The organism is Niveispirillum sp. CC-CTL257 (genome assembly GCF_059489915.1).
The window spans coordinates 1,149,336-1,171,377 of the sequence record NZ_JCAJXE010000001.1 but is presented as its reverse complement, the minus strand read 5'-3'; the positions used below and the strand labels follow the sequence as shown (position 1 = coordinate 1,171,377).

Annotated in this window: 18 protein-coding genes and 1 tRNA gene; 11 read left to right on the top strand and 8 right to left on the bottom strand. The window is 61.0% G+C overall.

Annotation, left to right across the window (positions count from 1 at the left end; all coding sequences use genetic code 11):
* Window positions 1-19: 19 nt before the first annotated feature.
* Window positions 20-871, bottom strand: coding sequence for a TolB family protein (locus ABC729_RS05605; protein WP_495606657.1), 852 nt, complete (start codon window positions 869-871; stop codon window positions 20-22).
* A gap of 333 nt (window positions 872-1,204) precedes the next feature.
* Between ABC729_RS05605 and dprA the strand changes: the two genes are divergently transcribed.
* The 3 genes from dprA (at window position 1,205) to ABC729_RS05590 (ending at window position 5,625) form a co-directional block, all read left to right on the top strand.
* On the top strand, window positions 1,205-2,341 hold the full coding sequence (dprA, locus tag ABC729_RS05600; protein WP_495606656.1) for a DNA-processing protein DprA: 1,137 nt from the start codon (window positions 1,205-1,207) through the stop codon (window positions 2,339-2,341).
* A 51-nt stretch (window positions 2,342-2,392) separates the two neighbouring features.
* Window positions 2,393-5,080, top strand: a complete 2,688-nt coding sequence (gene topA / locus ABC729_RS05595) for a type I DNA topoisomerase (protein WP_495606655.1) — start codon at window positions 2,393-2,395, stop codon at window positions 5,078-5,080.
* Window positions 5,081-5,148: 68 nt separating this feature from the next.
* Window positions 5,149-5,625 carry a hypothetical protein gene (locus ABC729_RS05590; RefSeq protein ID WP_495606654.1) on the top strand — a complete coding sequence of 159 codons (477 nt, stop codon included), beginning with the start codon at window positions 5,149-5,151 and terminating at the stop codon, window positions 5,623-5,625.
* 15 nt (window positions 5,626-5,640) lie between these two features.
* On the opposite strand, the gene ABC729_RS05585 is transcribed toward ABC729_RS05590, so the two are convergent.
* Entirely contained in the window at window positions 5,641-6,498 is an 858-nt protein-coding gene (locus tag ABC729_RS05585; RefSeq protein WP_495608645.1) for an ATP-binding protein, read from the bottom strand.
* Between the two features lie 212 nt (window positions 6,499-6,710).
* Here ABC729_RS05585 and yajC point away from each other — a divergent pair, with 212 nt between their 5' ends.
* A complete protein-coding gene (yajC, locus tag ABC729_RS05580) occupies window positions 6,711-7,052 on the top strand; it encodes a preprotein translocase subunit YajC (RefSeq protein ID WP_495606653.1) in 342 nt (113 codons plus the stop codon).
* A 160-nt stretch (window positions 7,053-7,212) separates the two neighbouring features.
* On the opposite strand, the gene ABC729_RS05575 is transcribed toward yajC, so the two are convergent.
* The 3 genes from ABC729_RS05575 to ABC729_RS05565 form a co-directional block, all read right to left on the bottom strand.
* Entirely contained in the window at window positions 7,213-10,287 is a 3,075-nt protein-coding gene (locus ABC729_RS05575) for a TonB-dependent receptor domain-containing protein (protein WP_495606652.1), read from the bottom strand.
* 528 nt (window positions 10,288-10,815) lie between these two features.
* A complete protein-coding gene (gene mgtE, locus ABC729_RS05570) occupies window positions 10,816-12,240 on the bottom strand; it encodes a magnesium transporter (protein ID WP_495606651.1) in 1,425 nt (474 codons plus the stop codon).
* On the bottom strand, window positions 12,237-14,525 hold the full coding sequence (locus ABC729_RS05565; RefSeq protein ID WP_495606650.1) for an NADP-dependent malic enzyme: 2,289 nt from the start codon (window positions 14,523-14,525) through the stop codon (window positions 12,237-12,239). The genes mgtE and ABC729_RS05565 overlap by 4 nt, the downstream gene beginning before the upstream one ends.
* A 224-nt stretch (window positions 14,526-14,749) precedes the next feature.
* On the opposite strand from ABC729_RS05565, the gene ABC729_RS05560 reads away from it, so the two are divergent.
* From ABC729_RS05560 to ABC729_RS05550, 3 genes are all read left to right on the top strand, one after another.
* Complete coding sequence (locus tag ABC729_RS05560) at window positions 14,750-15,628, top strand: FkbM family methyltransferase (protein WP_495606649.1); 879 nt, start codon at window positions 14,750-14,752, stop codon at window positions 15,626-15,628.
* A gap of 125 nt (window positions 15,629-15,753) precedes the next feature.
* Window positions 15,754-16,383, top strand: coding sequence for a class I SAM-dependent methyltransferase (locus ABC729_RS05555; protein ID WP_495606648.1), 630 nt, complete (start codon window positions 15,754-15,756; stop codon window positions 16,381-16,383).
* Between the two features lie 79 nt (window positions 16,384-16,462).
* Window positions 16,463-17,362, top strand: coding sequence for an FkbM family methyltransferase (locus ABC729_RS05550; protein ID WP_495606647.1), 900 nt, complete (start codon window positions 16,463-16,465; stop codon window positions 17,360-17,362).
* A gap of 38 nt (window positions 17,363-17,400) precedes the next feature.
* Here the strand turns inward: ABC729_RS05550 and ABC729_RS05545 are convergent, their stop codons facing one another.
* On the bottom strand, window positions 17,401-17,805 hold the full coding sequence (locus tag ABC729_RS05545; protein ID WP_495606646.1) for a tautomerase family protein: 405 nt from the start codon (window positions 17,803-17,805) through the stop codon (window positions 17,401-17,403).
* Between the two features lie 98 nt (window positions 17,806-17,903).
* Here ABC729_RS05545 and ABC729_RS05540 point away from each other — a divergent pair, with 98 nt between their 5' ends.
* Entirely contained in the window at window positions 17,904-18,761 is an 858-nt protein-coding gene (locus ABC729_RS05540) for a LysR family transcriptional regulator (protein WP_495606645.1), read from the top strand.
* A gap of 188 nt (window positions 18,762-18,949) precedes the next feature.
* On the opposite strand, the gene ABC729_RS05535 is transcribed toward ABC729_RS05540, so the two are convergent.
* Window positions 18,950-19,034, bottom strand: a tRNA-Leu gene (locus ABC729_RS05535).
* 176 nt (window positions 19,035-19,210) lie between these two features.
* Between ABC729_RS05535 and ABC729_RS05530 the strand changes: the two genes are divergently transcribed.
* The 3 genes from ABC729_RS05530 to ABC729_RS05520 all read left to right on the top strand — a co-directional run bounded on the left by ABC729_RS05530 (window position 19,211) and on the right by ABC729_RS05520 (window position 21,430).
* The gene (locus ABC729_RS05530; RefSeq protein ID WP_495606644.1) at window positions 19,211-20,320 is read left to right on the top strand and encodes a branched-chain amino acid ABC transporter substrate-binding protein; all 1,110 of its coding nucleotides are present in this window, start codon (window positions 19,211-19,213) and stop codon (window positions 20,318-20,320) included.
* 221 nt (window positions 20,321-20,541) lie between these two features.
* Window positions 20,542-20,955 (top strand): response regulator, encoded by a 414-nt coding sequence (locus ABC729_RS05525; RefSeq protein ID WP_495606643.1) that lies wholly within the window; start codon window positions 20,542-20,544, stop codon window positions 20,953-20,955.
* Between the two features lie 235 nt (window positions 20,956-21,190).
* Window positions 21,191-21,430, top strand: coding sequence for a hypothetical protein (locus ABC729_RS05520; RefSeq protein ID WP_495606642.1), 240 nt, complete (start codon window positions 21,191-21,193; stop codon window positions 21,428-21,430).
* A gap of 123 nt (window positions 21,431-21,553) precedes the next feature.
* On the opposite strand, the gene ABC729_RS05515 is transcribed toward ABC729_RS05520, so the two are convergent.
* Complete coding sequence (locus ABC729_RS05515) at window positions 21,554-22,042, bottom strand: DNA polymerase III subunit chi (RefSeq protein ID WP_495606641.1); 489 nt, start codon at window positions 22,040-22,042, stop codon at window positions 21,554-21,556.

Here is a 22,042-nt window from a genome sequence, read left to right as displayed (position 1 = left end):
GGAGACGAACGGCGCGCCATCACCGCTGCGGCAATGCCTGCAGAACGGTCGCCAGCGGAACCGTATAGATATCGGCCATGCCCTTATCCTGACCCGACCGTTCCGCCGTGCTTGCAAAGGCAAGGGATGGGCCGGTTCTGTCCATCATGATTTGGGGTGTAAATTGGAAATCGCCCTTGTTGATCGTATCAGGAAGGACGACAGCAGGCCCCCAGCCGTCGCCAACGCGACGTAAAGCATAAAGTTTGCCATTCCCATCCCGCAGTGACCAGAACAGCGCAACCTGGCCGTCCGACGTCAAGGTAAAGTCACCCTCCTGCGCCGGACTGTTGATGGGGGCCGGTAGCAGCTCCGCCGTACCGACGCTGCCATCGATGCCGATGGGGGCCGCGTAAATATCCAGGTTCCCGCCTCTATTAGAGTTGAAGTAAATCCGATCCCCATGGACTTCCGGTCCCAACTCCACGGACGGGCCATTCACCGCATCGCCAAGATGTTCGGGCGCCTGCCAGACGCCATCCTTGCGTCGGGCACGCCAGATATCGGTATCCTTCTTATCAGGACGGGCAGAGGTGGGGCGGTTGGAAACGAAATACAGCGTGTTGCCGTCTGGCGTCAGCCACGGATCGCTGTCTTTGTAGCGCTCGTCACTGAACGATATGGGCATCGCAGCCGCCCAATTACCATCGCGATCCCGGTCCGCAATCATGATGCGCGCTTCTCCGAAATTCGCCTTGGATCGGGCAAAGACCAAGGTCCTGCCATCGGCTGATATATTGAAATTATAATCGTTCAACGCGCTGCTGGCACCGGCGCGGGTCTCCAGAACCGGCGTGGACAGAGTATCGGCCCGAACAGTTGTTGATGACATCAGCAGTACAGAAAGGACAAAAGTGGCAGCGTTCTTCACATCTTATTTCCCGCATTACTTACGTTGGATAGCTGGTAACACGAAAGTCTCACCCAAAGTAGAGCCATTTTGATGATGGACCCAAGGACCATGGGCTGTTTGCTGTGCGACCGTTCTCGGGATCGGGTAACAATTTTCCTGTACGACAGGATGTGAGCGCGCACACCTGATGATCGATCCGACAGGCCCTATTTTTACCACTGCTCGGCATGATCGCTGAACCATCCGATAAAACCAGCCAGCGTTCATCGCATCACCGTTGACACTAGCATTCAATTGCAGAAGCATATCTGCATGCAATCCTCAATCACTCCCCTTTCCCATGCCGAGCGTATCGACCGTGTCCGCCTGATCCGGGCGGAGAATGTCGGGCCGGTGACGTTTCTGCGGCTGATGGAGCGGTTCGGGACGGCGACCGCTGCCCTGACCGCCCTGCCGGAACTGGCGAAGCGCGGCGGACGGACGGCACCCTTGCGCGTGCCGGGCAAGGCGGAGGTGGAGCGGGAGGCGGTGGCGCTGGAGCGGATGGGCGGGCGGTGGCTGTTTCGCGGCGAGGCGGAGTATCCGGGGCCGCTGGCGGTTCTGGATGACGCGCCGCCGGTGTTGACGCTGCTGGGATTCCCGGCGCTGCTGTCGCGGCCCTGTGTGGGGATTGTGGGTGCCCGCAATGCCAGCATTGTTGGCCGCAAGATGGCGGATAAGCTGGGCCGTGATCTGGCCGAGGCGGGGTTCACTGTCGTTTCGGGACTGGCGCGCGGCATTGATACATCGGCCCATCAAGGTGCCCTGGCCGGTGGGGTCAATGGCGGCGGGACAGTGGCCGTGGTGGCCGGTGGGGTGGATATCATCTATCCGCCGGAGAATGAGGGTCTTTACCGTGACATCGCGCAACGCGGGGCGGTGCTGGCCGAATCACCCCTGGGGACGGAGCCGCAGGCCCGGCATTTCCCCCGGCGCAACCGCCTGATCTCCGGCCTGTCGCTGGGTGTGGTGGTGGTGGAAGCGGCGGTGAAATCAGGATCGCTGATCACGGCCCGCTTTGCTGGGGAACAGGGGCGGGAAGTATTCGCCGTACCGGGATCGCCCCTGGACCCGCGCGCCCAGGGCTGTAACCGCCTGATCAAGGAGGGGGCGGGGCTGGTTGAGAATGCCGATGATGTGATCAGCCACCTGCAAGGGGCGCTGCGCCGGCCCCTGGGCGAGCCGTCGGGCGGGCTGTTCCGGCCCACCAATCCTGCCCGCGAGGACGAGGCGGAACTGGAAAAAGCGCGCCGTCAGGTGGTGGAGTGCCTGTCCCCTACCCCGGTTCTCATTGACGAAGTGGTTCGCGGCTGCCAATTGTCTGCCGGAGTGGTGTTGACTGTCCTGCTGGAATTGGAGCTGGCGGGGCGGCTGCAACGTCACCCCGGTGGACAGGTCAGTCTGATCTGACCCTGTTCTGCCGTCCGGTCGTCCATCGTTCTTGCAAAGGCGGGTCCTTCAGTGGCTGGCAGTGTCGTCATCGTCGAATCCCCGGCCAAGGCCAAGACCATCAACAAATATCTGGGGTCGGACTTCACGGTCCTGGCCAGCTTCGGGCATGTGCGCGACCTTCCGCCCAAGGATGGGTCGGTGCGCCCCGAAGAGGATTTCGAGATGGATTGGGAGCTGGGTGACCGGTCCAAGCGCCATGTCGATGAAATCGCCCGCGCCGTAAAGGGTGCAAACCGCGTCTTCCTGGCAACTGACCCGGATCGCGAAGGGGAAGCCATCGCCTGGCATGTGCATGAGCTGCTGAAGGAAAAGCGGCTGGCCGGCAAGGCAGAGATCCGCCGCATCACCTTTAATGAGATCACCAAGAGTGCGGTTCTGGACGCCATCGGCAAGCCGCGCGATGTGGACCAGGAACTGGTGCAGGCCTATCTGGCGCGCCGTGCGCTGGATTATCTGGTGGGTTTCAACCTGTCGCCTGTTCTGTGGCGCAAGCTGCCGGGATCGAAATCGGCAGGGCGCGTGCAGTCGGTGGCCCTGCGCCTGATCTGTGAGCGCGAGGCCGAGATCGAGGCGTTCAAGCCGCAGGAATACTGGACCATCGAGGCGGAGTTCAAAACCCACGACGGTTCCACCTTCACCGCCCGCCTGACGCAGCTGGACGGCAAGCGGCTGGAGAAATTCAGCCTGAACAACAAGGCAGGTGCCGAGGCCGCCCTGGCCCGCATCCGCCCCATGCTGTTCAAGGTCGGTCGGGTGGAGCGCAAGGAGGTGAAGCGCAACCCCTATGCGCCCTTCACCACCTCCACCTTGCAGCAGGAAGCCAGCCGCAAGCTGGGCTTTGGTGCTGTCAAGACCATGCGCACGGCCCAGAAGCTGTATGAGGGCGTGGATATCGGTGGGGAGACGGTCGGCCTCATCACCTATATGCGTACCGATGGCGTGTCGCTCAGCCAGGAGGCCATCGAGGGGTCGCGCCGGTTGATCGACCAGACCTGGGGCGATAATTACGTCCCGGAAAAGCCCCGTATCTATAAGACCGCTGCCAAGAACGCCCAGGAAGCGCACGAGGCCATCCGCCCGACCGACCTGTTCAAGCGGCCGGACCAGCTGTCGCGCTATCTGGATAAGGATGAGTTGCGGCTGTACGAGCTGATCTGGAAGCGCACGGTGGCCAGCCAGATGGCCAGCGCCATCATGGATCAGGTGACCGTCGACATCATGTCCAAGGGTGCGGAGGCCGTGTTCCGCGCCACCGGTTCCATTATCCGCTTCGACGGCTTCCTGAAGGTCTATCAGGAAGATAAGGATGATGATGGCGAGGATGAGGAGAACCGCCGTCTGCCGCCCATGAAGGATGGCGACGACCTGACGCGCGGCGCCCTGAAATCCGATCAGCATTTCACCCAGCCGCCGCCGCGATACACCGAGGCGAGCTTGGTGAAGAAGATGGAGGAGCTGGGCATCGGCCGTCCCTCCACCTATGCCTCCACCCTGCAGGTTTTGCAGGAGCGCAATTATGTGCGGCTGGAGAAGCGGCGGTTTGAACCGGAGGATCGTGGCCGGCTGGTCACCAGCTTCCTGGAGAATTTCTTCAACCGCTATGTCCAGTATGATTTCACGGCGGCGCTGGAAGAGAAGCTGGACGATATCTCCGGTGGGCGCATCTTCTGGAAGGATGTGCTGCGCGAGTTCTGGAAGCATTTCCACGCCGCCATCGACGAGACCAAGGACCTGACCATCACCCAGGTGCTGAACGCCCTGGATGAGGCGCTGGGGCCGCATTTCTTCCCCGACCGGTTCGATGCCGAGGGGCACAAGATCGATGTGCGCGTCTGCCCCACCTGCGGCGCCGGGCGGCTGTCGCTGAAATTGGGCAAGACGGGTGCCTTCATCGGCTGTTCCAACTATCCGGACTGCCGCTATACCCGCCCCCTGGCCGTGGCCGGGGAAGAGGCGGAGGCGGATGCCGACCGCGATCTGGGGCGCGATCCCGAGACGAACCAGAATGTCGTGATGAAGCGCGGGCCCTATGGCGTCTATGTCCAGCTGGGCGAGGCCGTGGCTAAGGGGGAAAAGCCAAAACGCGTCTCCCTGCCCCGTGGCCTGAACCCGCAGGATGTGGACCTGAACACGGCACTGGCGTTGTTGTCGCTGCCGCGTTCGCTGGGTACGCATCCGTCATCGGGGCAGGAAATCCAGGCCGGCATCGGGCGGTTTGGGCCGTATCTGAAGCATGGCGATGCCTATAAGAACATTCCGCCGGATGATGACGTGCTGACCATCGGGTTGAACCGGGCCGTCGTCCTGCTGGGCGATGGGCCGGTGAAGAAGGCGGTGGCGGGGCGCGAACTGGGCAACCATCCCAAGGATGGCAAGCCGATCTCCATCGGGTCGGGCCGGTTCGGGCCTTATGTGAAACATAACAAGCTGTTTGCCAGCATCACCAAGGCCTACAACGCCGATACGCTGACGCTGGAGCAGGCGGTGGAGTTGCTGGCTGCCAAGGCGGCCAAGGACAGCGCCAAGAAGGGTGCGGCACCGGAGGGCGAGGCCGAGGAGAAGCCGAAGAAGGCACCGGCCAAGAAAGCCGCCGCACCCAAGGCGGCGTCGGCCAAGAAGCCGGCGGCGAAGACGGCAACAGCGGCAGCGAAGAAACCGGCGGCCAAGACCAGTGTGGTGAAAAAAGCCAAGGTGTAAGCTTGCAAACAGAGACAGGGTGAACCATGTTCAGCCGTATAAAGGGTATCAGCACCCTGGAGGGCCCCATGCGCACCCTGTTTCTGACCGGCCTGGTCCTGTCGATCATCGCCCTTTCCGCGACGGCGGAGGAACAGGCGGCCCCGGCGACGGCACCTGTGAATACCTTCACCCTGCTGGAGAAGAAGCCGGCACCGCAGCCGGTGGGCGGCGGCCCCACGGCCCGCGCCGTACCCGATTACAGCCAGGGCGTGCCGGTGGCAGAGGCGCAGCAGGCGGAGCAGGAAGCCAAGTGCCGGGTGCGCAAGACGGTGGAAGCCGGCGTCGCCATGGGCGGGGTCAGCGGCACCTATGCCGGCGCACGCCTGGATTATGGCAAGGATGACAAGGCGCTGGCCCGTGGCTATGCCCCCAACCCCTGCCCCGATACCGGCTTTGCCATGTCGCTGGCCGTGTCCAGCAGCGACATGGAGGTGAAACGCCGGGGTGAACGCCGGCCGGGACAGATGGATGAAGATGCACGGCCGGAGTTGATGGAGCGGTAAGAGCCCCGGCCCTGTTCAAACCAGCTTCCGGCCCGCAGCGCCGGCCAGGTCCTGGATCAGTTGCCAGGCGACGCGGCCCGAGCGGTTGCCGCGCGTGACGGACCATTCGACGGCAGCGGCGCGCAGTTGTTCTACACTCAGGTCCAGGCCATGGGCAGCGGCATAGCCTTCGACCATGGCGAAATAGCTGTCCTGGTCGCAGGCATGGAAGCCTAGCCAGAGGCCGAAACGGTCGGACAGGCTGATCTTTTCCTCCACCGCCTCTGACGGGTTGATGGCGGTTGACCGCTCATTCTCGATCATATCGCGTGGCATCAGGTGACGGCGGTTGGAGGTGGCGTAGAGCACGACATTGTCGGGCCGCCCCTCAATCCCGCCCTCCAGCAGGGCCTTCAGCGATTTGTAATCGCCATCATCATGGCTGAAGGAAAGGTCGTCGCAGAACAGGATGCAGCGGCGATCGGACCCGCGCAGCACCTCCAGCAGCTTGCCCAGGGTCGGGATATCATCGCGGTGAATTTCCACCAGCGCCAGGGACCCCGGCGCGTCCCGGTTCACGCGGGCATGCACGGCCTTGACGATGGAGCTTTTGCCCATGCCGCGCGCCCCCCAGAGCAGGGCGTTATTGGCCGGCAGGCCGCGCGCGAAGCGGGCCGTATTCTCCAGCAACTGCGCCTTCTGCCGGTCGATGCCTTTCAGCAGGTCGTAATCGACATAGGCGACACGGGACACGGGCGTCAGGGACAGGCTGTCGGCATGCCAGACAAAGGCGTCGGCGGCGGACAGGTCGCCGGTGGCGCGGGCCGGCGGGGCCAGACGATCCAGGGCGTCGGCGATGCGGGACAGAAGGGGCAGGATATCCGGGTCGGCCATGTCGGTCGGTCGCTCGAAAATGCGGTGGCGCCCCTTGCGCGCGGCGGCACGCGGGGCCAGATGTGGTGCCCGCACGCTATCACGGTGCCTGTGCCGCGCCGAAGCCCGCTTGCCGCATGGCAGAAGGCCGGTTTCGGTTGCAACGGTGCCGCTGGCTTGTATAGTCCCCGCATCCGGCGTCGCCGGGCTTTGAAGAATTTGAGGAGCAGTTGATGTTCATTTCCACGGCCTATGCCCAGGCCGCCGCCGGTGCGCCGGCTGGCGGTATGGAATCCCTGATGTCGCTGGCCCCGCTGGTGCTGATTTTCGTGGTCTTCTATTTCTTGCTGATCCGTCCGCAGCAGAAGAAGCTGAAAGAGCACAAGACCATGCTGGAGGCGCTGCGCCGGGGTGACAAGGTCGTGACCGGCGGCGGGATCGTCGGCACCATCGTCAAGGTCGCCGATGACGAAGCCACGGTGGAAATCGCGGAAAATGTCCGCGTCCGCGTCCTGCGCTCCACCATCACCACCGTCCTGGCCAAGACAGAGCCCGCCAAGGACGACGAGAAGTAAGCGCCCTTCCCCGCCGCTAGATCAGCGACGGGAAAACAAAAACCCCGATCCTGGCGTGAGGCTGGGATCGGGGTTTTCTTTTGGGCGGATGGCACTCGCCACAAATAAAAGGCCCGCCCCCTTGCAGGGGCGGGCTCATCATCCAATCAACCGGGGTTGATTAGAACTTGTAGGTGCCACCGGCGTAAATGAAGCGACCCTTATTATCATAAATCGACGAACCCGCGCCGACACCCGTGCCGTCATAGGGCGGGATTTTGTCGGTCAGGTTATCGATGCCGGCATACAGGTTGATTTCTTCCGTCAGGTCATAGCCCACGCGGATGTCGTGGTAGAACACTTCGGGATAGAATTCAGCCGACGCATAGTCCGCGTTTTCCGGCGGACGACCCTGAACGGAGCGGATCGCCTCAATGGCCGGGGAAATGGCCATCTTGCCGATGTAGCTCATTTCATAGCCGAACTTCCACTTGCCGGTCTTGAAGTCAGCCGAGAACTGAGCCGCCCACTTCGGGTCACCAAGTTCCAGCAGGATCTGGTCGATGAACTTCGGATCCTGGACGTTCGGGTAGTTGTTGCGCTCCTTGATATAGGTGGTGATGCCACGCATATCCAGGGTGCCCAGATCGCCAATGTCCGTCGTATAATTTACCTCGGCGTCGATACCCTTGGAGGTACGACGGGCGAAGTTCAGCGACGACTGCAGGATACCCTGCGGCACAAAGAAGAAGGCGTTGCTTTCACCCGTGCGCGGATCGGTGCTGCCCGCCGGGCGGCGCTGAATCAGAGCGCAGAAGGCATTGTCCAGCGACGCGCTGTCGTAGCAGAGATTGACAATCTGCTGCGCCGACACCGACGCGATGACATTGTCCACGTCGATCTTGAAATAGTCGACAGTGACCGAGAGGCCATCAATCAGATCGGTCGGGGTCAGCACAAAGCCCAGGGTGGTGGACTTCGACTTTTCCTCGGTCAGCAGCGGGTTACCGCCCGACAGGATTTCAGCTGTCTGCTGGCGAGCCAGCGCGTTGATGAAACCGGTCGGGATACCGGCCGCAGCGCAGTTTGCGATGCGGTTCGGGTTACCGGACGAAATGAAATTCACGTCGCAGGGGTCATTGAGCGAGGCAAAGTTCTGGGACTGGGCGGAGTAGAGTTCCGACTGGTCCGGGGCGCGGACGGCCACGGAGTAGTTACCACGGAACCGGACCCAGTCATGCGGAGACCAGACACCACCAGCGTTCCAGGCGTAAACCGTACCGGTAGCGCCCTTGTAGTCGGCGACACGGAAAGCGCCCTGGGCCGTCAGTTCCTCGAAGAACGGCGTATCCTTGATCAGCGGAACGTTCACTTCCGCATAAGCTTCCTTCACCTCGAACGCCGGCGGATCGAAGATCGGAATGGCGTTCAGGAACGTGCCCTCAGCGCGGACCAGCTCGTCATATTCCTCGTAAGAGGTCTGACGACGATATTCCGCACCAGCGGCGAAGCCGATCGGGCCGGCCGGCAGCTCGAACAGATCGGAGCTGTCACCCGAAATAAAGCCCGAGGCCACGAACTGCGACTGCTTGCCGTCCGCGCGCGACGTGGTCATCACGTAATCAATGGCTTCCTTGCTGGGAGCGCCTTCGCCAAACGGGTTCAGCGGGACGCAACCAGCCACGTCGGCGGCCAAGTACTTCTCCAGGCTGGGAGACAGCGCCTCACGGGCCGACGGGTCGGCGGTCACGCGGCAGACGATCTTACCCGTGCTGTCGCGGACAGCGTCGGTAGCGAAGTAGAAACGCTGCTCAACGCGGTTGCCGCCCGACAGCTGCTTCTTCTTGTAATCGCCATAGTTCAGCGAAACTTCGTAAGACCAGTCATCATTGAACTCGCCCTTGGTGCCGACCACAGCGCGATAGGTTTCACGCGTGATCTCTTCGGCGCGGGAACCGAAGTCAAGGTTGTTGCGGTTCACGGAGAAGGTACGCGACGGCGACGTCCCCGGGATGATCTGGTTCAGCAGCGTGCGGGCCTGCGTAGACAGGAACGGATTGTCCAGACCAACGATCAGCGTACCCTGATCGAAGCTAGGGCTGCTTTCCTGGACGACATCAGTACGGACATACTTGGCTTCGAAGAACGGCACGAAAGCCGGAGAAACCTCGTATTTACCAATGCTGTTGATGGCCAGACGCTCAATACCGGGCTGCAGCTGACCGTAACGGCGCAGGGTGGAACCATCACCGCCGTCGGTGGTGTTGGCGTTCGGCCGGAAATCAGTGGTGCCGTAGTCAGCCTCGGTCAGCGTGCCATCGGGGCGGAAGCGATAGACGCGGGCGATGTTCCCACCCGGCTTGCAGCGCAGGTCACGCGCCGTACCCGTCAGGGCGGCGGTGCAGCTAGGCGCGTAAGTGCCGCCCTCGCTGATCAGGACAGAATGCGCGTCCTTGATGAAGCTGCGGTCCGGGATACCGTCGGTGCCACCCGGCTCGCCCGCCGTCGGTTCTGAAATGACCCACACTCGGCGGTTTCGCGCCCAGCTGCGGTCGGTCATCTTCAGTTCGTTCTGATCAGCATATTCGACGGCCAACGCGACATTGCCACGGCCTTCATCGAAATTTCCGCCCGTGGTGGCGCTGATGAAGTAGCTGTCGGCATCGCCCTTATCAGACGAACCATACTGAGCGCGGATCACTGAGCCTTCGAAATCATCCTTCAGGACAAAGTTGACCACACCGGCGATGGCGTCGGAACCGTAAATCGCCGAGGTGCCGCCCGTCACGACGTCAACCCGTTCGATTAGGTCCGTCGGGATCATGTTGGTATCGACGTCGTTGGTGCCTTCGGAGGCGCCAACATGGCGGCGTCCGTTCTGCAGCACCAGCGTGCGGCTGGTCCCGAGGCCGCGAAGGTCAAGAAGGTTAAGGCCGGCGGTGCCGATGAAACGAGTGGAGTTGCCGGTGCTGAACGTCGAACGCAGAGCCGGCAGTTCGTTCAGCACATCACCGATCGACACATTGCCGGTGGACTGGAACTTCTCAGCGCCAACGGTGGTGACCGGCACGGCAGAATCAATGTTCGGGCGGCGAATGCGCGAGCCCGTCACAACGATTTCTTCAATCTGAAGCGTCGATCCACCAGCGGGCGCGTTCTGCGCGATAGCGGTGGAGCCAGTAACAATCGTGGCCGCAACGCCTGTCAGAAGGGCCGCACGAACCGCGCGTCCCGGCAACTTCTTTTGAATTGTCATCTCTTACCCCATTTTTATCCCCGCGCGGCGACCGATGGCCCACTCCATACGGCTTGTCCGATGCCACGCAGGTTCCCAGCAGTTAACGACGCCGAAATTTTTGCGACAAGGATAGCTTACGTGCTACGTGCAAAGAGATTTACACCTGTTGCAATGCTGCAATACCAAGGTCGATATGTAACATTTTGTTATTTTTATGTAAAATATTGAACAATTATTGCGTTCATGATTCAATTTTTGACAAAAAATACTAAAATAGCCTTACGCCAAAATGTAATATATCTTTAGTTATACAATTAAATTGAAATTTACGGTCCATTAAAAATCAAAAAAGGAAAGAATATTTTTCCATCGCGGATGATCGCATGCCGAAAGTTCTTTCAAGAAAACAATGATTGCAAAAATAAAAACTTTTGACGCTCAAATGGCCTCCCCTCATCACAGCAAGCAACATTCCAGAAATGTATTATAGCAAGGCTGGATATATCCGCACGGCAATGATTTTGTCCGTGATCAGTTTTCGAACGCTCACAGCAGGAACAGCGTCGCCAGTCCCAGGAAAGCCAGGAAACCGACGACGTCGGTAACCATGGTGAGGAAAACGCCGGAAGCGACGGCGGGGTCGATCTTCATCCGGTCCAGCAGGAACGGGATGAGGCCGCCGAACAGGCCGGCGCAGATCAGGTTGATGATCATGGCCCCGGCAATGACCAAACCGATGATGGAATGGCCGAACCAGAAATAGGTGATGCCGCCGACAATGCCGGCCAACGCCATGCCGTTCAGCAGGCCCACCAGCACTTCCTTGCCGATCACGCGGGCGGCGTTCGATGTGGTCAGTTCCTTGGTGGCGAGAGCGCGCACAGCGACGGTCAGCGCCTGGGTCCCGGCATTGCCGCCCATGCTGGCCACGATGGGCATCAGGGCAGCCAAGGCCACGACGTGGGCGATGGTGGAGGTGAACTGGTTGATAACGGTGGCGGAGATCAGGGCCGTGACGACATTGAAGGCCAGCCAACGAAAGCGCGAGCGGGCGGTGGACAGGACGGCGCGGTACAGATCGTCCTCGCCGACGCCGCCCATGGCCAGCATGTCGGCCTCCGCCTCCTCCTCGATCACGTCCACCACGTCATCGACGGTGATGACACCCAGCAGTCTTCCGCCCTTATCCACCACGGGGGCCGAAACCAGACCATAATTGCGGAACAGGCGGGCCACTTCCTCCTGATCCATGGTGACGGGGATGCGGTGAATATCCTCGTGCAGGATGTCCGCCAGCTTCACCCCCCGCTTGGCCCGCAGCACGCGCGACAGCGGCACCGAGCCGATGACCCGATGCATCGGGTCCACCACGAAGATGTCGTAGAATTCTTCCGGCAGATCGCTGTCATCGCTGGTCGCGGCGGCGCGCAGATAATCCAGCAGCCCGCCCACGGTCCAGAATTCCGGCACCGACACGAATTGCCGGCCCATCAGGCGGCCGGCGGAATATTCCGGGAAGGTCAGGCCTTCCTCGACCAACGCCCGCGCCTCGGGCGGGAGGTTGGACAGAATGGTCTGCTGCGCATCCTCGTCCAGATCCTGGATGACATCGACGGCGTCGTCGGTATCCAGTTCGGCAACGGCGGCGGCGAGCGCCTTCGGCTCCAGCCTTTCCACCACCTCGTCGCGCAGATCGACCGAGAGATAGGTTAGGATTTCGGCGTCGAACTGTGGCCGCAGCAGCGCGATCAGCAATTCGCGCCGTTCCTCATCCGCCTGTTCCAGCAGGTCGGCGATGTCCGAGGGGTGCAGATCGGCCAACGCGTTGGCGGCGGCCGACAACTCATCCGTATCCAGCAGACGGTTTACGGACGCAATTTCCCCTTCCCCGCCGTCAGCCTCGATATCGACCGCGCGGCGGGGGGAGGATTTAGGCCGATCCTGTTCCTGGAGATCGGCCTTTTCGGTCATGCGCCACCCGTTGACGCACCGTGCATCTGGGCGTCAATGACCGCCAGGGCCGACATATTGACGATGCCACGCACCGTGACCGACGGGGTCAGGATGTGCGCCGGCTTGGCCGTGCCCAGCAGGACCGGACCGACGGTCAGACCATCGCCCAGCACCTTCAGCAGGTTGAAGGAGACATTGGCGCTGTCGCGGTCGGGCATGACCAGCAGGTTGGCGGACCCGTGCAGACGGCTGTTGGGGAAGATGCGGCTGCGGATTTCCGGGCTAATGGCGGCGTCGGCGTGCATTTCGCCCTCCACCTCCAGGTTCGGATAGCGGGCGGTGATGGCCTGCAAGGCTTCGCGCATCTTCACGGCGGACGCGTCTCCATGGCTGCCGAAGCTGGAATGCGACAGCAGCGCGATCTTGGGCGAAAGGCCGAAGCGCCGCACCTCCTCCGCCGCCAGATCGGTGATGTCCGCCAGTTCCGACGCGCTGGGCGTGGCGTTCACATAGGTATCGGTCAGGAAGAAGGTGCCGCGATTGAGGATCAGCACCGACAGGGCCGCCATGACGCGCGCGCCCGGCTTCTTGCCGATCACGTCATTCACATGCTTCAGGTGCCAGTCATAGAGACCGACCGTGCCGCAGATCAGGGCGTCGGCATCGCCCTTCTCCACCATCAGCGCGCCGATCACGGTGCTGTTGGTGCGCACCACCTGACGGGCGCGGTCGGGCGACACGCCGCCACGTTCCATCTTGCGGTGATAGGTCTGCCAATAGTCATTATAGGCAGGATCGTTCTGCGGATCGATCAGACGGACATTGTCATCCAGGCGCAGGCGCAGGCCCAGCTTTTCGATACGGCGAGCCACAACATCGCGCCGGCCAATCAGGATCGGCTGGGCGATACCGTCATCCATCACCTGCTGGGCGGCGCGCAGCACCCGCTCCTCCTCACCCTCCGCATAGGCGACGCGGCGGGGATCGGCCTTGGCCTTGGCGAAGACCGGCTTCATCAGCAGGCCGGAGCGGAAGACGAACTGGCCCAGCTGTTCCAGATAGGCGTCGAAATCCTGGATGGGGCGGGTCGCCACACCGCTATCCATCGCGGCCTTTGCCACGGCGGGGGCGATTTCCAGGATCAGGCGCGGGTCAAAGGGACGCGGGATCAGATATTCCGGGCCGAAGCTGGGCGGCGCCTCACCATAGGCCATGGCGACGACATCATGCACCTCCGCCTGGGCCAGCCGGGCGATGGCGTTGACGGCGGCGATCTTCATCGCCTCGTTGATGGTGGTCGCGCCCACATCCAACGCACCGCGGAAGATGAAGGGGAAACACAGGACATTATTGACCTGATTGGGGAAGTCCGACCGGCCCGTGCCAACGATGGCATCGGGGCGCACTTCCTTCACTTGATCCGGCATGATCTCCGGCGTCGGGTTGGCCAGCGCCATGACGATGGGGCGTGCCGCCATCTTCTTCACCATGTCCTGGGTCAGGACACGGGGAGCGGACAGGCCAAGGAAGATGTCGGCATCGCCGATGATGTCGTCCAGGGTGCGGGCGTTGGTCGGCTTGGCGTAACGTTCCTTGCGTGGGTCCATCAGTTCGGTACGGCCCTGATAGACCACACCCTTGATGTCGCTGACCCAGACATTGTCGACCGGCAGGCCCATATCGACCAGCAGATCCAGGCAGGCGAGCGCCGCCGCACCGGCACCGGAGCAGACCAGCTTGACCGACGCGAAATCCCGGCCCGTCAGCTTCAGCGCATTGGTGATGGCAGCGGCCACGATGATGGCGGTGCCGTGCTGATCATCATGGAAGACGGGGATCTTCATGCGCTCGCGCAGCTGCTTCTCGACATAGAAGCATTCGGGCGCCTTGATATCCTCCAGATTGATGCCGCCGAAGGTCGGCTCCAGCGCCGCGATGACATCGACCAGCTTGTCGGGGTCCTTCTCGCTGATCTCGATATCGAAGACATCGATGCCGGCGAATTTCTTGAACAGGACGCCCTTGCCTTCCATCACCGGCTTGGACGCCAGGGGGCCGATATCGCCCAGCCCCAGAACGGCGGTGCCGTTGGTGATGACCGCCACCAGATTGCCGCGGCTGGTATATTTGGCGGCGTTCGCCTCATCCTCGACAATCGCCTCACAGGCATGGGCCACGCCGGGGGAGTAGGCCAGCGCCAGATCACGCTGTGTCGCCAATGGCTTGGTCGGCGTTACGGCGATTTTTCCGGGTACAGGAAGACGGTGGTAATCCAGGGCCGCATCACGGAAGGCATCGGTCATTTCAGGGTGAACTCCCAACAAACCTGAACGGATTTTTATTGGCCCTAGTTAGGCCCGCCGGACCGTCGCTGTCCAGCCTGCGGACAATGTCCAGGGCGGGAAGCAGCCCCGTGCAGGTCAGATTTCAAGCCGGACAGCCGGCAAGGTGGTTTGGTCATTGAGTTGTGGCGCGCGGAAGTATATCATCGCTCAATATTCGGCGTTTCGAAAAATGGGAAACAACTATGTCTAATATTGAAAATATAGAAAAAATTGATTCGAGATTATTTAGAGTATTTATGGGGCTCATGCGATCAGATATGAATGTTCGCACAATCGATTTTCAACCTAATGAAGGTCGTGGACTTTACGCAGCGCGAAGCCTCAATCCCGATCAATATACCGTGCGCGTCCGATGCGATCAGGCGATTGCCCCCCATGTTCTCGTCAATCACGATTGGGAAATCAATACGATCCTGTTCGCCCGTGACGTGATCGCCAGATATCCCGCCTGTAATGTCGTTGACGTCGGTGCCAATATGGGATTGTTCTCGCGTCAGTTGCTAGGTTGGTGTAATGGCATCAGGAAGCTTTTCGCATACGAACCCGATCCCGAAAATTTCGCGTGCCTGACCCACAATCTGGCCTGCTTCCCAGAAAAGGTCACCCGGATGGTCGGTTTGGCGGCACATCGTGGTCAGTCCGTTCTGCACATTGATGCGCTGAATTGCGGCAACAGCAGCCTGATGCCCCATGGCAAGGCGGCAAGCGACCGGTATAGGGCAATCAGCGTCGAGCTGGAGGATATTGTACAGGAAAGCCGTCATTGGATGGCCTCCGGCCTGCCGATATTCTACAAATCCGACACGCAGGGGTATGACGAGTATCTGATTTCATTATTGCCAGAGGATGTCTGCGAAAACATCATCGGAGGCTTCATCGAGGTCGAGCAGTGCGTCAAGCCGGAGATCGACATGGCGCGGTTCCGTAGATTTCTTGATTTTTTTCCAAACAAGATCAGTCTGAGCACGGAAGGGATGCATGTGCCGATGACAACGGACGATGTACTGGCCCTTATGGAACATCGTGGTCAGCACGGCAACAATATCGGCTTTTTCCGGTAGGTTGGCGGATAGATTAATTGCCCCGTAAAATCAACGGCGGCCCACGCGATCATTGGACAGGTTCAATGGACGTTGGCATAGTAGGGGGGCGTTGAGAGACGTTACGCGGCATATCGGGATTTGCGATGCAAAGCACCTTTCTTAAGCAATATAATGAGATTTACGCACCGTTGCTGGCCGACCGTGCCGATGGCTTCCGGGTAATATTCGAAAAGCTGGAAGAACGTCGTCAAAGCCGTGGCCCCGGTTACCGCCCCTGGATTATTGAGACCGGCAGTCTGCGGGTTATGAACAATTGGGCTGGCGACGGCCAAAGCACCCGGCTGTTTGACATGTATGCCGCCCACACCGGCGGCTCTGTCATCACGATTGACATCAATCCGGAAGCGCAACAGGTGGTTGTCGCTAATTGCAGTGATCTCGTGACATCCATCGTCGATGATTCCGTTACGGCGCTCCATAAGATCGCCATGGGTGCCAATGGTCAGACGGCGGATCTGCTGTATCTCGACAGCTTTGATTTCGAGGAGAGCAACCCGTTCCCAAGTGCTTTTCACCACGTGAAGGAACTGTTGTCAGCAATGACGCTGTTGGATGATGGGACAATTGTCAGTGTGGACGATAACTATTTTATGCCAAATGGCATGAAAACGGGTAAAGGGTTATTGGTTCAGCAATGGTTCTCTGATATCGGCCAGCGTCCTATCCATGATGGATATCAGACTGTGTGGCAGTACAGGAAGGCCATTACATGAAACATCTCAGTCAAACATACGATCTCAGCAATCCACCTTTCATCCTCAATGAATATCGTCTTTAGCTTAGGGATATATTATGAATCTCGGAGATCAGAAAAATATAGAGTCATTTTGGACTAATTATCCATATACCATAATGTATTTAAAAGTTTTATGCAATCTTACCCATTTTGAATTTCTTCCACGACACGACAGTCCGCTCTTCGCTGCGCCTGTACCGGATCCGAATAATTATACCGTTCGGCTTCGCTGGGATACGGCCATCAGCCCCATGACGTTGGCCAATCATAATTGGCAACCCGAAGAATTGATTTTTACCAGGGGTGTTACTGATCTGTACCCAGCCGTAATGCTGATTGATATCGGCGCGAATATGGGCTTGTACTCCCGTCAGGTTTTAAGCCACTGCCCCAGTGTGACCCGTTCATATTGCTATGAGCCGGAGCCAGAGAATTTCGCGTGCCTGGTTCACAATATGAGGCCGTTCAATAACGCTCATCTTGAGATGTGTGCCATCGGCGAGACTATGGGCAATGCGCAGTTCCACGTGGATTTGCGGAACTGTGGCAATAACAGCCTTGTCAGCGACGATCTTAGCGGCGCCCCAGATAAGAAGACCGTAGAAGTTCGCGTCGTGGCGGCAGAAGCGGAATGCCGGCGATGGATGTCACACGGGCAGCCAATCTTCTATAAATCCGACACACAGGGATATGATGAGCAGATCATCTGCCTGCTGCCCCTGTCATTTTGGGACAATGTCGTTGGCGGTGTATTTGAGATCGCCCATATGGATAAGCCCGATTTTGATCGGGAGAAGTTCATCGCCTTCCTCAATAAATACGACAATAAGGTCAATTTGAACGATCTGAACGTCAAGCTGACGACCGAAGACATCATCGCTTATCTCGATTCCGAGGATGATGCGGTGAGGATTCCGGGTGCCGGTCGCAATGCCGATTTCGGGTTCTGGCGCTGATACCCCAGAACCCAATCTTTCCCACCCGTTGAGCAAAATCAGCCGGGATTGACCGCCGACCAGCGCCCTTCCTGGGTACGGCCGCCATAGCCATAGGCATGTCCGTCGACGGCATGGACCAGGACATAGCTTTCGGCGTGGGTTGGCCCTAGCAAGGCCGACATGCCGTCAAACGCGGCGCGGATGAATCGTGTCGTCTCCGCCTTCACATTAGTGCCGGCCGTGATCTTGATGTCCATCCAGAAGACGGCAAGCCCGTCCTCCACGGGACGGCGCCCGGCCACCCACCAGTTGCTGCCCGCCGCTTCTTCCACCAGCACGGCCGTCACGCCCGGATCCTTGCCCAGATGGTCAGCCGACCAGCCAGAGACGGCGGCGGCGATAAGGCTGTCCAGCCCCTGGGCGGGCCGTGGCGTGGCATAGCGAACGATAATCATCGGCATCGGATATCTCCCCGATCATGTTGCGATGCCGGGAGGATGGCGGAAATCCATAAATCGTGTAATCATATGTCTTAGTATAGATATAATAGTGATCTGCTATGATGCTTGATCTCGAGTCCATCCGGCTTTTCGTGCTGACGGTTGATCTGGGCAGCCTGACCCGTGCGGCAGAGGCGGCGGGAACGGTACAGCCCGTGGTCAGCCAGCGGCTGCGGCTGCTGGAGGAGCGGCTGGGGTGTCGCCTGCTGGACCGCAGCCCGCGCCGTGTGACGCCTACGCCGGAGGGAACTGCCTTTCTGCCCCGCGCCCGACAGCTTCTGTCGGCCCATGAGGCGGCAGTGGCATTTCGAGATGAGGGGGAAACAGCGGAACTGCGGCTTGGCATCAGCGATCATGCTCTGGGCTTGGGAGCGGGGCTGCTGTTCCAGCGGTTGCGGAGTGCCCTGCCCCCGCGCTGCCGCCTCGATATCCGCGTGGGTCTGTCGCAGGGCCTGCGCGGCAGTTTCAATGCCGGCCTTCTGGATGCCGTCGTCATCCGGCGGGAGGCCGGCGGCCAGGAGGGAGAAGTGCTGGGCCTGGACAGGCTGGGCTGGCGCGGCGTGGCGTCGGCGGTCGTGTCGGGGGAGCCGCTGCGCCTTGCCACGCTTGGGGAACCGTGCGGGGTGCGGGCACAGGCCATCCGCGTGCTGGAACAGGCAGGCCTGGATTGGCGGGAAAGTCTGGTGGCGGGCAGTTGTGCCATGCTGGCCGAGGGGGTGCGCGCCGGATTGGGGATCGCGCCCATGGGCGCGCTGGCCGGCGGTGACCTGCCCGATATTGGTGCCAGCCTGGGGCTGCCACAATTGAAGCCATCGGAGATCGTCCTGCTGGGCCGGCAACAGGATGCGGGTATGGCGGCGGCGCTACGTGTGCTGGCAGCCGGCGTGCGCGCCGCGTTGCAACGTCCGCATTCATGATTGCCCTTCGGTCAACCATGATGCCCCTCAATCGCCGGGCGGGCGCATCCGCGCCCTTGGCTACGCGGCATGGGCCGCGCGGCGGCGGTCGCCGCCGTAACTGGGGCTGATGTTTTGAGCGTTGGCACTTGTGGCCCTGAAAGCACGAAGCCCCGGAACATCGCTGTTCCGGGGCTTTCGCGAAATCATGGTGCGGCCGAAAAGACTCGAACTTTCACGGGTTGCCCCACAGCGACCTCAACGCTGCGCGTCTACCAATTCCGCCACGGCCGCAAGCACATGTCGGAAACCAAACGGGGTCGCCGTCCGGTGGAGGGGTGGATAGCAAATCGCGTTACCGGGTTCAAGCGGCATTTCAGTTCCTCACGACCACGCAACGGATTTGACGGGCCGGTCACGCGTGCTAGCTTCTGCCCCACGTTCCACGCCCCGATGGGAGATTGGCGACAATGAACCTTAAGAAGAACCTGACCGCGGTGCTGGCCGCAGCGACCATGCTGAGCTCGCTGCCCGCACTGGCCGACACGGTTGTCGGGCTGGTGGCCCCCCTGACCGGACCCAACGCAGTGTTCGGTGAACAGATGCGCCGTGGTGCCGAAATGGCCGTTGCCGACATCAATGCCAAGGGCGGCCTGCTGGGTGAGAAGCTGGTTCTGACCAATCTCGATGATGCGTCGAACCCCAGCCAGGGCGTGGCCATCGCCAACAAGCTGGCGACCCAGGGCGGCGTCGCCGCCTTCGGGAATTTCAATTCCGCCGTCTCGATTCCCTCCTCCAAGGTGTTTGCCGATGAAGGGATCGTGATGATCAGCCCGGCTTCCACCAACCCGCAGCTGACCGAGCAGGGATTCACGACCGTGTTCCGCACCTGCGGACGCGACGATCAGCAAGGCGACGTGGCCGCAGCCTGGCTGCTGAAGAACCATAAGGATGGCAAGGTCGCCGTCATCCATGACCAGACCACCTATGGCCGGGGTCTGGCGGAGGCGACCCGCAGCGCCCTGAACAAGGGCGGCAAAAAGGAAACCATGTTCGACGCCGTCAATGTCGGCGATCGCGACATGTCGGCCCTGGTCACCAAGATGAAGGATGCCGGTATCGGCGTCGTGTATTTCGGCGGCCTGCATACCGAAGCCGGCCTTCTGGTCCGCCAGATGGCTGATGCCGGCCTGAAGGCTGTGTTCATGTCGGGCGACGGCACCGTGAACCAGGAATTCTGGAACATTGCCGGCGCGTCCGCCGAAGGTGCGCTGGTCACGTTCGGCAATGAATATCGCGACAAGCCGGAAGCCGCCGATGTCGTGAAGCGGTTCCGCGCCGCCGGATTCGAACCCGAAGCCTATACGCTCTATACCTATGCCGCCGTGCAGGTGTGGGCCAATGCCGCGATCAAGGCCAAGTCGGTGGATGCCGACAAGGTATCGGCCAGCATCCGCGATGGCGTCTACACCACCGTCATCGGCCCCCTGTCCTTTGACGCCAAGGGCGACCGCAAAGTCACGGACTATGTCGTCTATCGCTGGGCATCGGGCAAGTATGCCCCGATTCCCGGCCAGTAATCCCGGATGAAAACGCCCCCGGCCCCGACAGGAGCCGGGGGCGTTTCGATTTTGGAACTATCGCTTTCGTCCAAGAGCATACCTTTAGTATAAGGACCAGCGACGACTGGCCGAATTGCGCGTGCCCCGTTGTTGCCCTATCCCAAGTCATCAACGCCGTTCAATGCGCAAGGCAGTGAAACGCGCGGCCGATTCCCCCCCTTCCCCGAAAAGGAACCGTGGTGACTGTGTCCTCCGCCGCCCATCCGCCCTTGAAGGTCATGATCGTGGAAGATGACGCCCTGGTCGCCATGGGCGTGCAACTGACCCTCAGCGAATTGGGGCATGAGGTGGTGGGCATCGCCGCATCGGAGATGGAGGCCCTGGCCCTGGCACAGGTGGAGCGACCGCAACTGGCCCTCATGGATATCCGGCTGCGCGGTGCCAATGATGGTGTGCAGGTGGCGCAGCGGCTTTGGCAGGAATTGCGCGTCCGTTGCATCTTCCTGTCCGCCTATGCCGACGAGCAGACGATGGAGCGCGTGGCACAGACAAGGCCGCTTGGCTTTGTGCAGAAACCCTATTCGGCGCAGCAGTTGAAAACGGCCCTGGAACAGGCCCGCCCCCGTCTGGCGGAAGACGGTCCGGCTGCTTAAGCCTCTGAAATTCCCTGCTGACGGCACGCCATTGCCGCATTTGGACGGGATATTGAAGGTGAAGACGGCAGCGGCACGGTGGATTGCCGGAAAAATGCGCAAAAAGTTCCGGAAAACCCATCGACGCTGTTGTCATAATGCACTCAAGGCTTCAAGGTTGGAGCGTTGAAGCGTACCCGGTAACGGGGGGATGGGCCCCTGCCAACCGGCCACATATAAGCGAAGGAGCGAAACAATGCGCGTGCTTCCCATGGTTTTTGCCGGCCTGATGGTTGTCGGCCTGGCCGCCTGCGGCAAGAAGGAAGAGGCTGCCGCCCCGGCTCCGGCCCCGGCCGCTGAGCAGCCGGCACCGGCCCCCGCCGCCGAACCCGCCCCGGCGCCTGCGGAAGCGCCGGCCGCCGCTCCGGCTGATGCTGCCCCGGCCGCCCCGGCCGAAGGCACCCCGCCGGCGACCCCGCCGGAAGGCAACAAGTAATCTCAGTACCGTGACCGCCTTGGCGGTCGGAAAGGGCCGGGCATCGTCGGGATGCCCGGCTTTTTTTATGTGTTCCCTCAGACGCCGGGCGGCGGATGCCGCCGCCTTGGCTGGCGACCCGCGTCAGGCCTTCTTTTCCCAGCCGCCGCGATCATTCTGTTGCCAATAGGTCAGCTCGTCCCCGGCGGCCTTGGCGCTGCGCCAGCGGTCGCGGGCGGCGGCCACGGCGTCGGGGTCATTGCCGTCGAACAGATCGCAGATCAGCGTGACACCCGGCATGCCGGCCTGATCGACCCCATCGGTGAGGAACAGGACCGTGGCACCGTTGGGCGGTGCCTCAAGCGGGCCGTCTGCCATGGCGTGGATCAGCACCGGCTGCAGCGCCACATGCCCGTCCTTGGCCGTGCCATGCGGCAGGAACCCGTCGGGACGGTAGGTCCAGAGATGCTGGTTCAGCGCCTCTGCCCGTTCCGGGCTGCCCACCATCACCAGCACACGCCAGCCGCGTTCCAGCGACTTCTCCAGCAGGCCCGGCAGGGTCTGCTCCAGCGTCTTGCGCGTCAGGTGATAGAAACGCCGTTCCGTCATCGACAGGACCCTATGCTGGTTCAC

Excerpts from the sequence above, each read along its gene's own strand:
- ABC729_RS05605 (WP_495606657.1), bottom strand. The coding sequence starts at position 871 with ATGTCATCAACAACTGTTCGGGCCGATACTCTGTCCACGCCGGTTCTG.
- dprA (WP_495606656.1), top strand. The coding sequence starts at position 1,205 with ATGCAATCCTCAATCACTCCCCTTTCCCATGCCGAGCGTATCGACCGT.
- ABC729_RS05590 (WP_495606654.1), top strand. The coding sequence starts at position 5,149 with ATGCGCACCCTGTTTCTGACCGGCCTGGTCCTGTCGATCATCGCCCTT.
- ABC729_RS05585 (WP_495608645.1), bottom strand. The coding sequence starts at position 6,498 with ATGGCCGACCCGGATATCCTGCCCCTTCTGTCCCGCATCGCCGACGCC.
- yajC (WP_495606653.1), top strand. The coding sequence starts at position 6,711 with ATGTTCATTTCCACGGCCTATGCCCAGGCCGCCGCCGGTGCGCCGGCT.
- ABC729_RS05575 (WP_495606652.1), bottom strand. The coding sequence starts at position 10,287 with ATGACAATTCAAAAGAAGTTGCCGGGACGCGCGGTTCGTGCGGCCCTT.
- mgtE (WP_495606651.1), bottom strand. The coding sequence starts at position 12,240 with ATGACCGAAAAGGCCGATCTCCAGGAACAGGATCGGCCTAAATCCTCC.
- ABC729_RS05565 (WP_495606650.1), bottom strand. The coding sequence starts at position 14,525 with ATGACCGATGCCTTCCGTGATGCGGCCCTGGATTACCACCGTCTTCCT.
- ABC729_RS05560 (WP_495606649.1), top strand. The coding sequence starts at position 14,750 with ATGTCTAATATTGAAAATATAGAAAAAATTGATTCGAGATTATTTAGA.
- ABC729_RS05555 (WP_495606648.1), top strand. The coding sequence starts at position 15,754 with ATGCAAAGCACCTTTCTTAAGCAATATAATGAGATTTACGCACCGTTG.
- ABC729_RS05550 (WP_495606647.1), top strand. The coding sequence starts at position 16,463 with ATGAATCTCGGAGATCAGAAAAATATAGAGTCATTTTGGACTAATTAT.
- ABC729_RS05545 (WP_495606646.1), bottom strand. The coding sequence starts at position 17,805 with ATGCCGATGATTATCGTTCGCTATGCCACGCCACGGCCCGCCCAGGGG.
- ABC729_RS05540 (WP_495606645.1), top strand. The coding sequence starts at position 17,904 with ATGATGCTTGATCTCGAGTCCATCCGGCTTTTCGTGCTGACGGTTGAT.
- ABC729_RS05530 (WP_495606644.1), top strand. The coding sequence starts at position 19,211 with ATGAACCTTAAGAAGAACCTGACCGCGGTGCTGGCCGCAGCGACCATG.
- ABC729_RS05520 (WP_495606642.1), top strand. The coding sequence starts at position 21,191 with ATGCGCGTGCTTCCCATGGTTTTTGCCGGCCTGATGGTTGTCGGCCTG.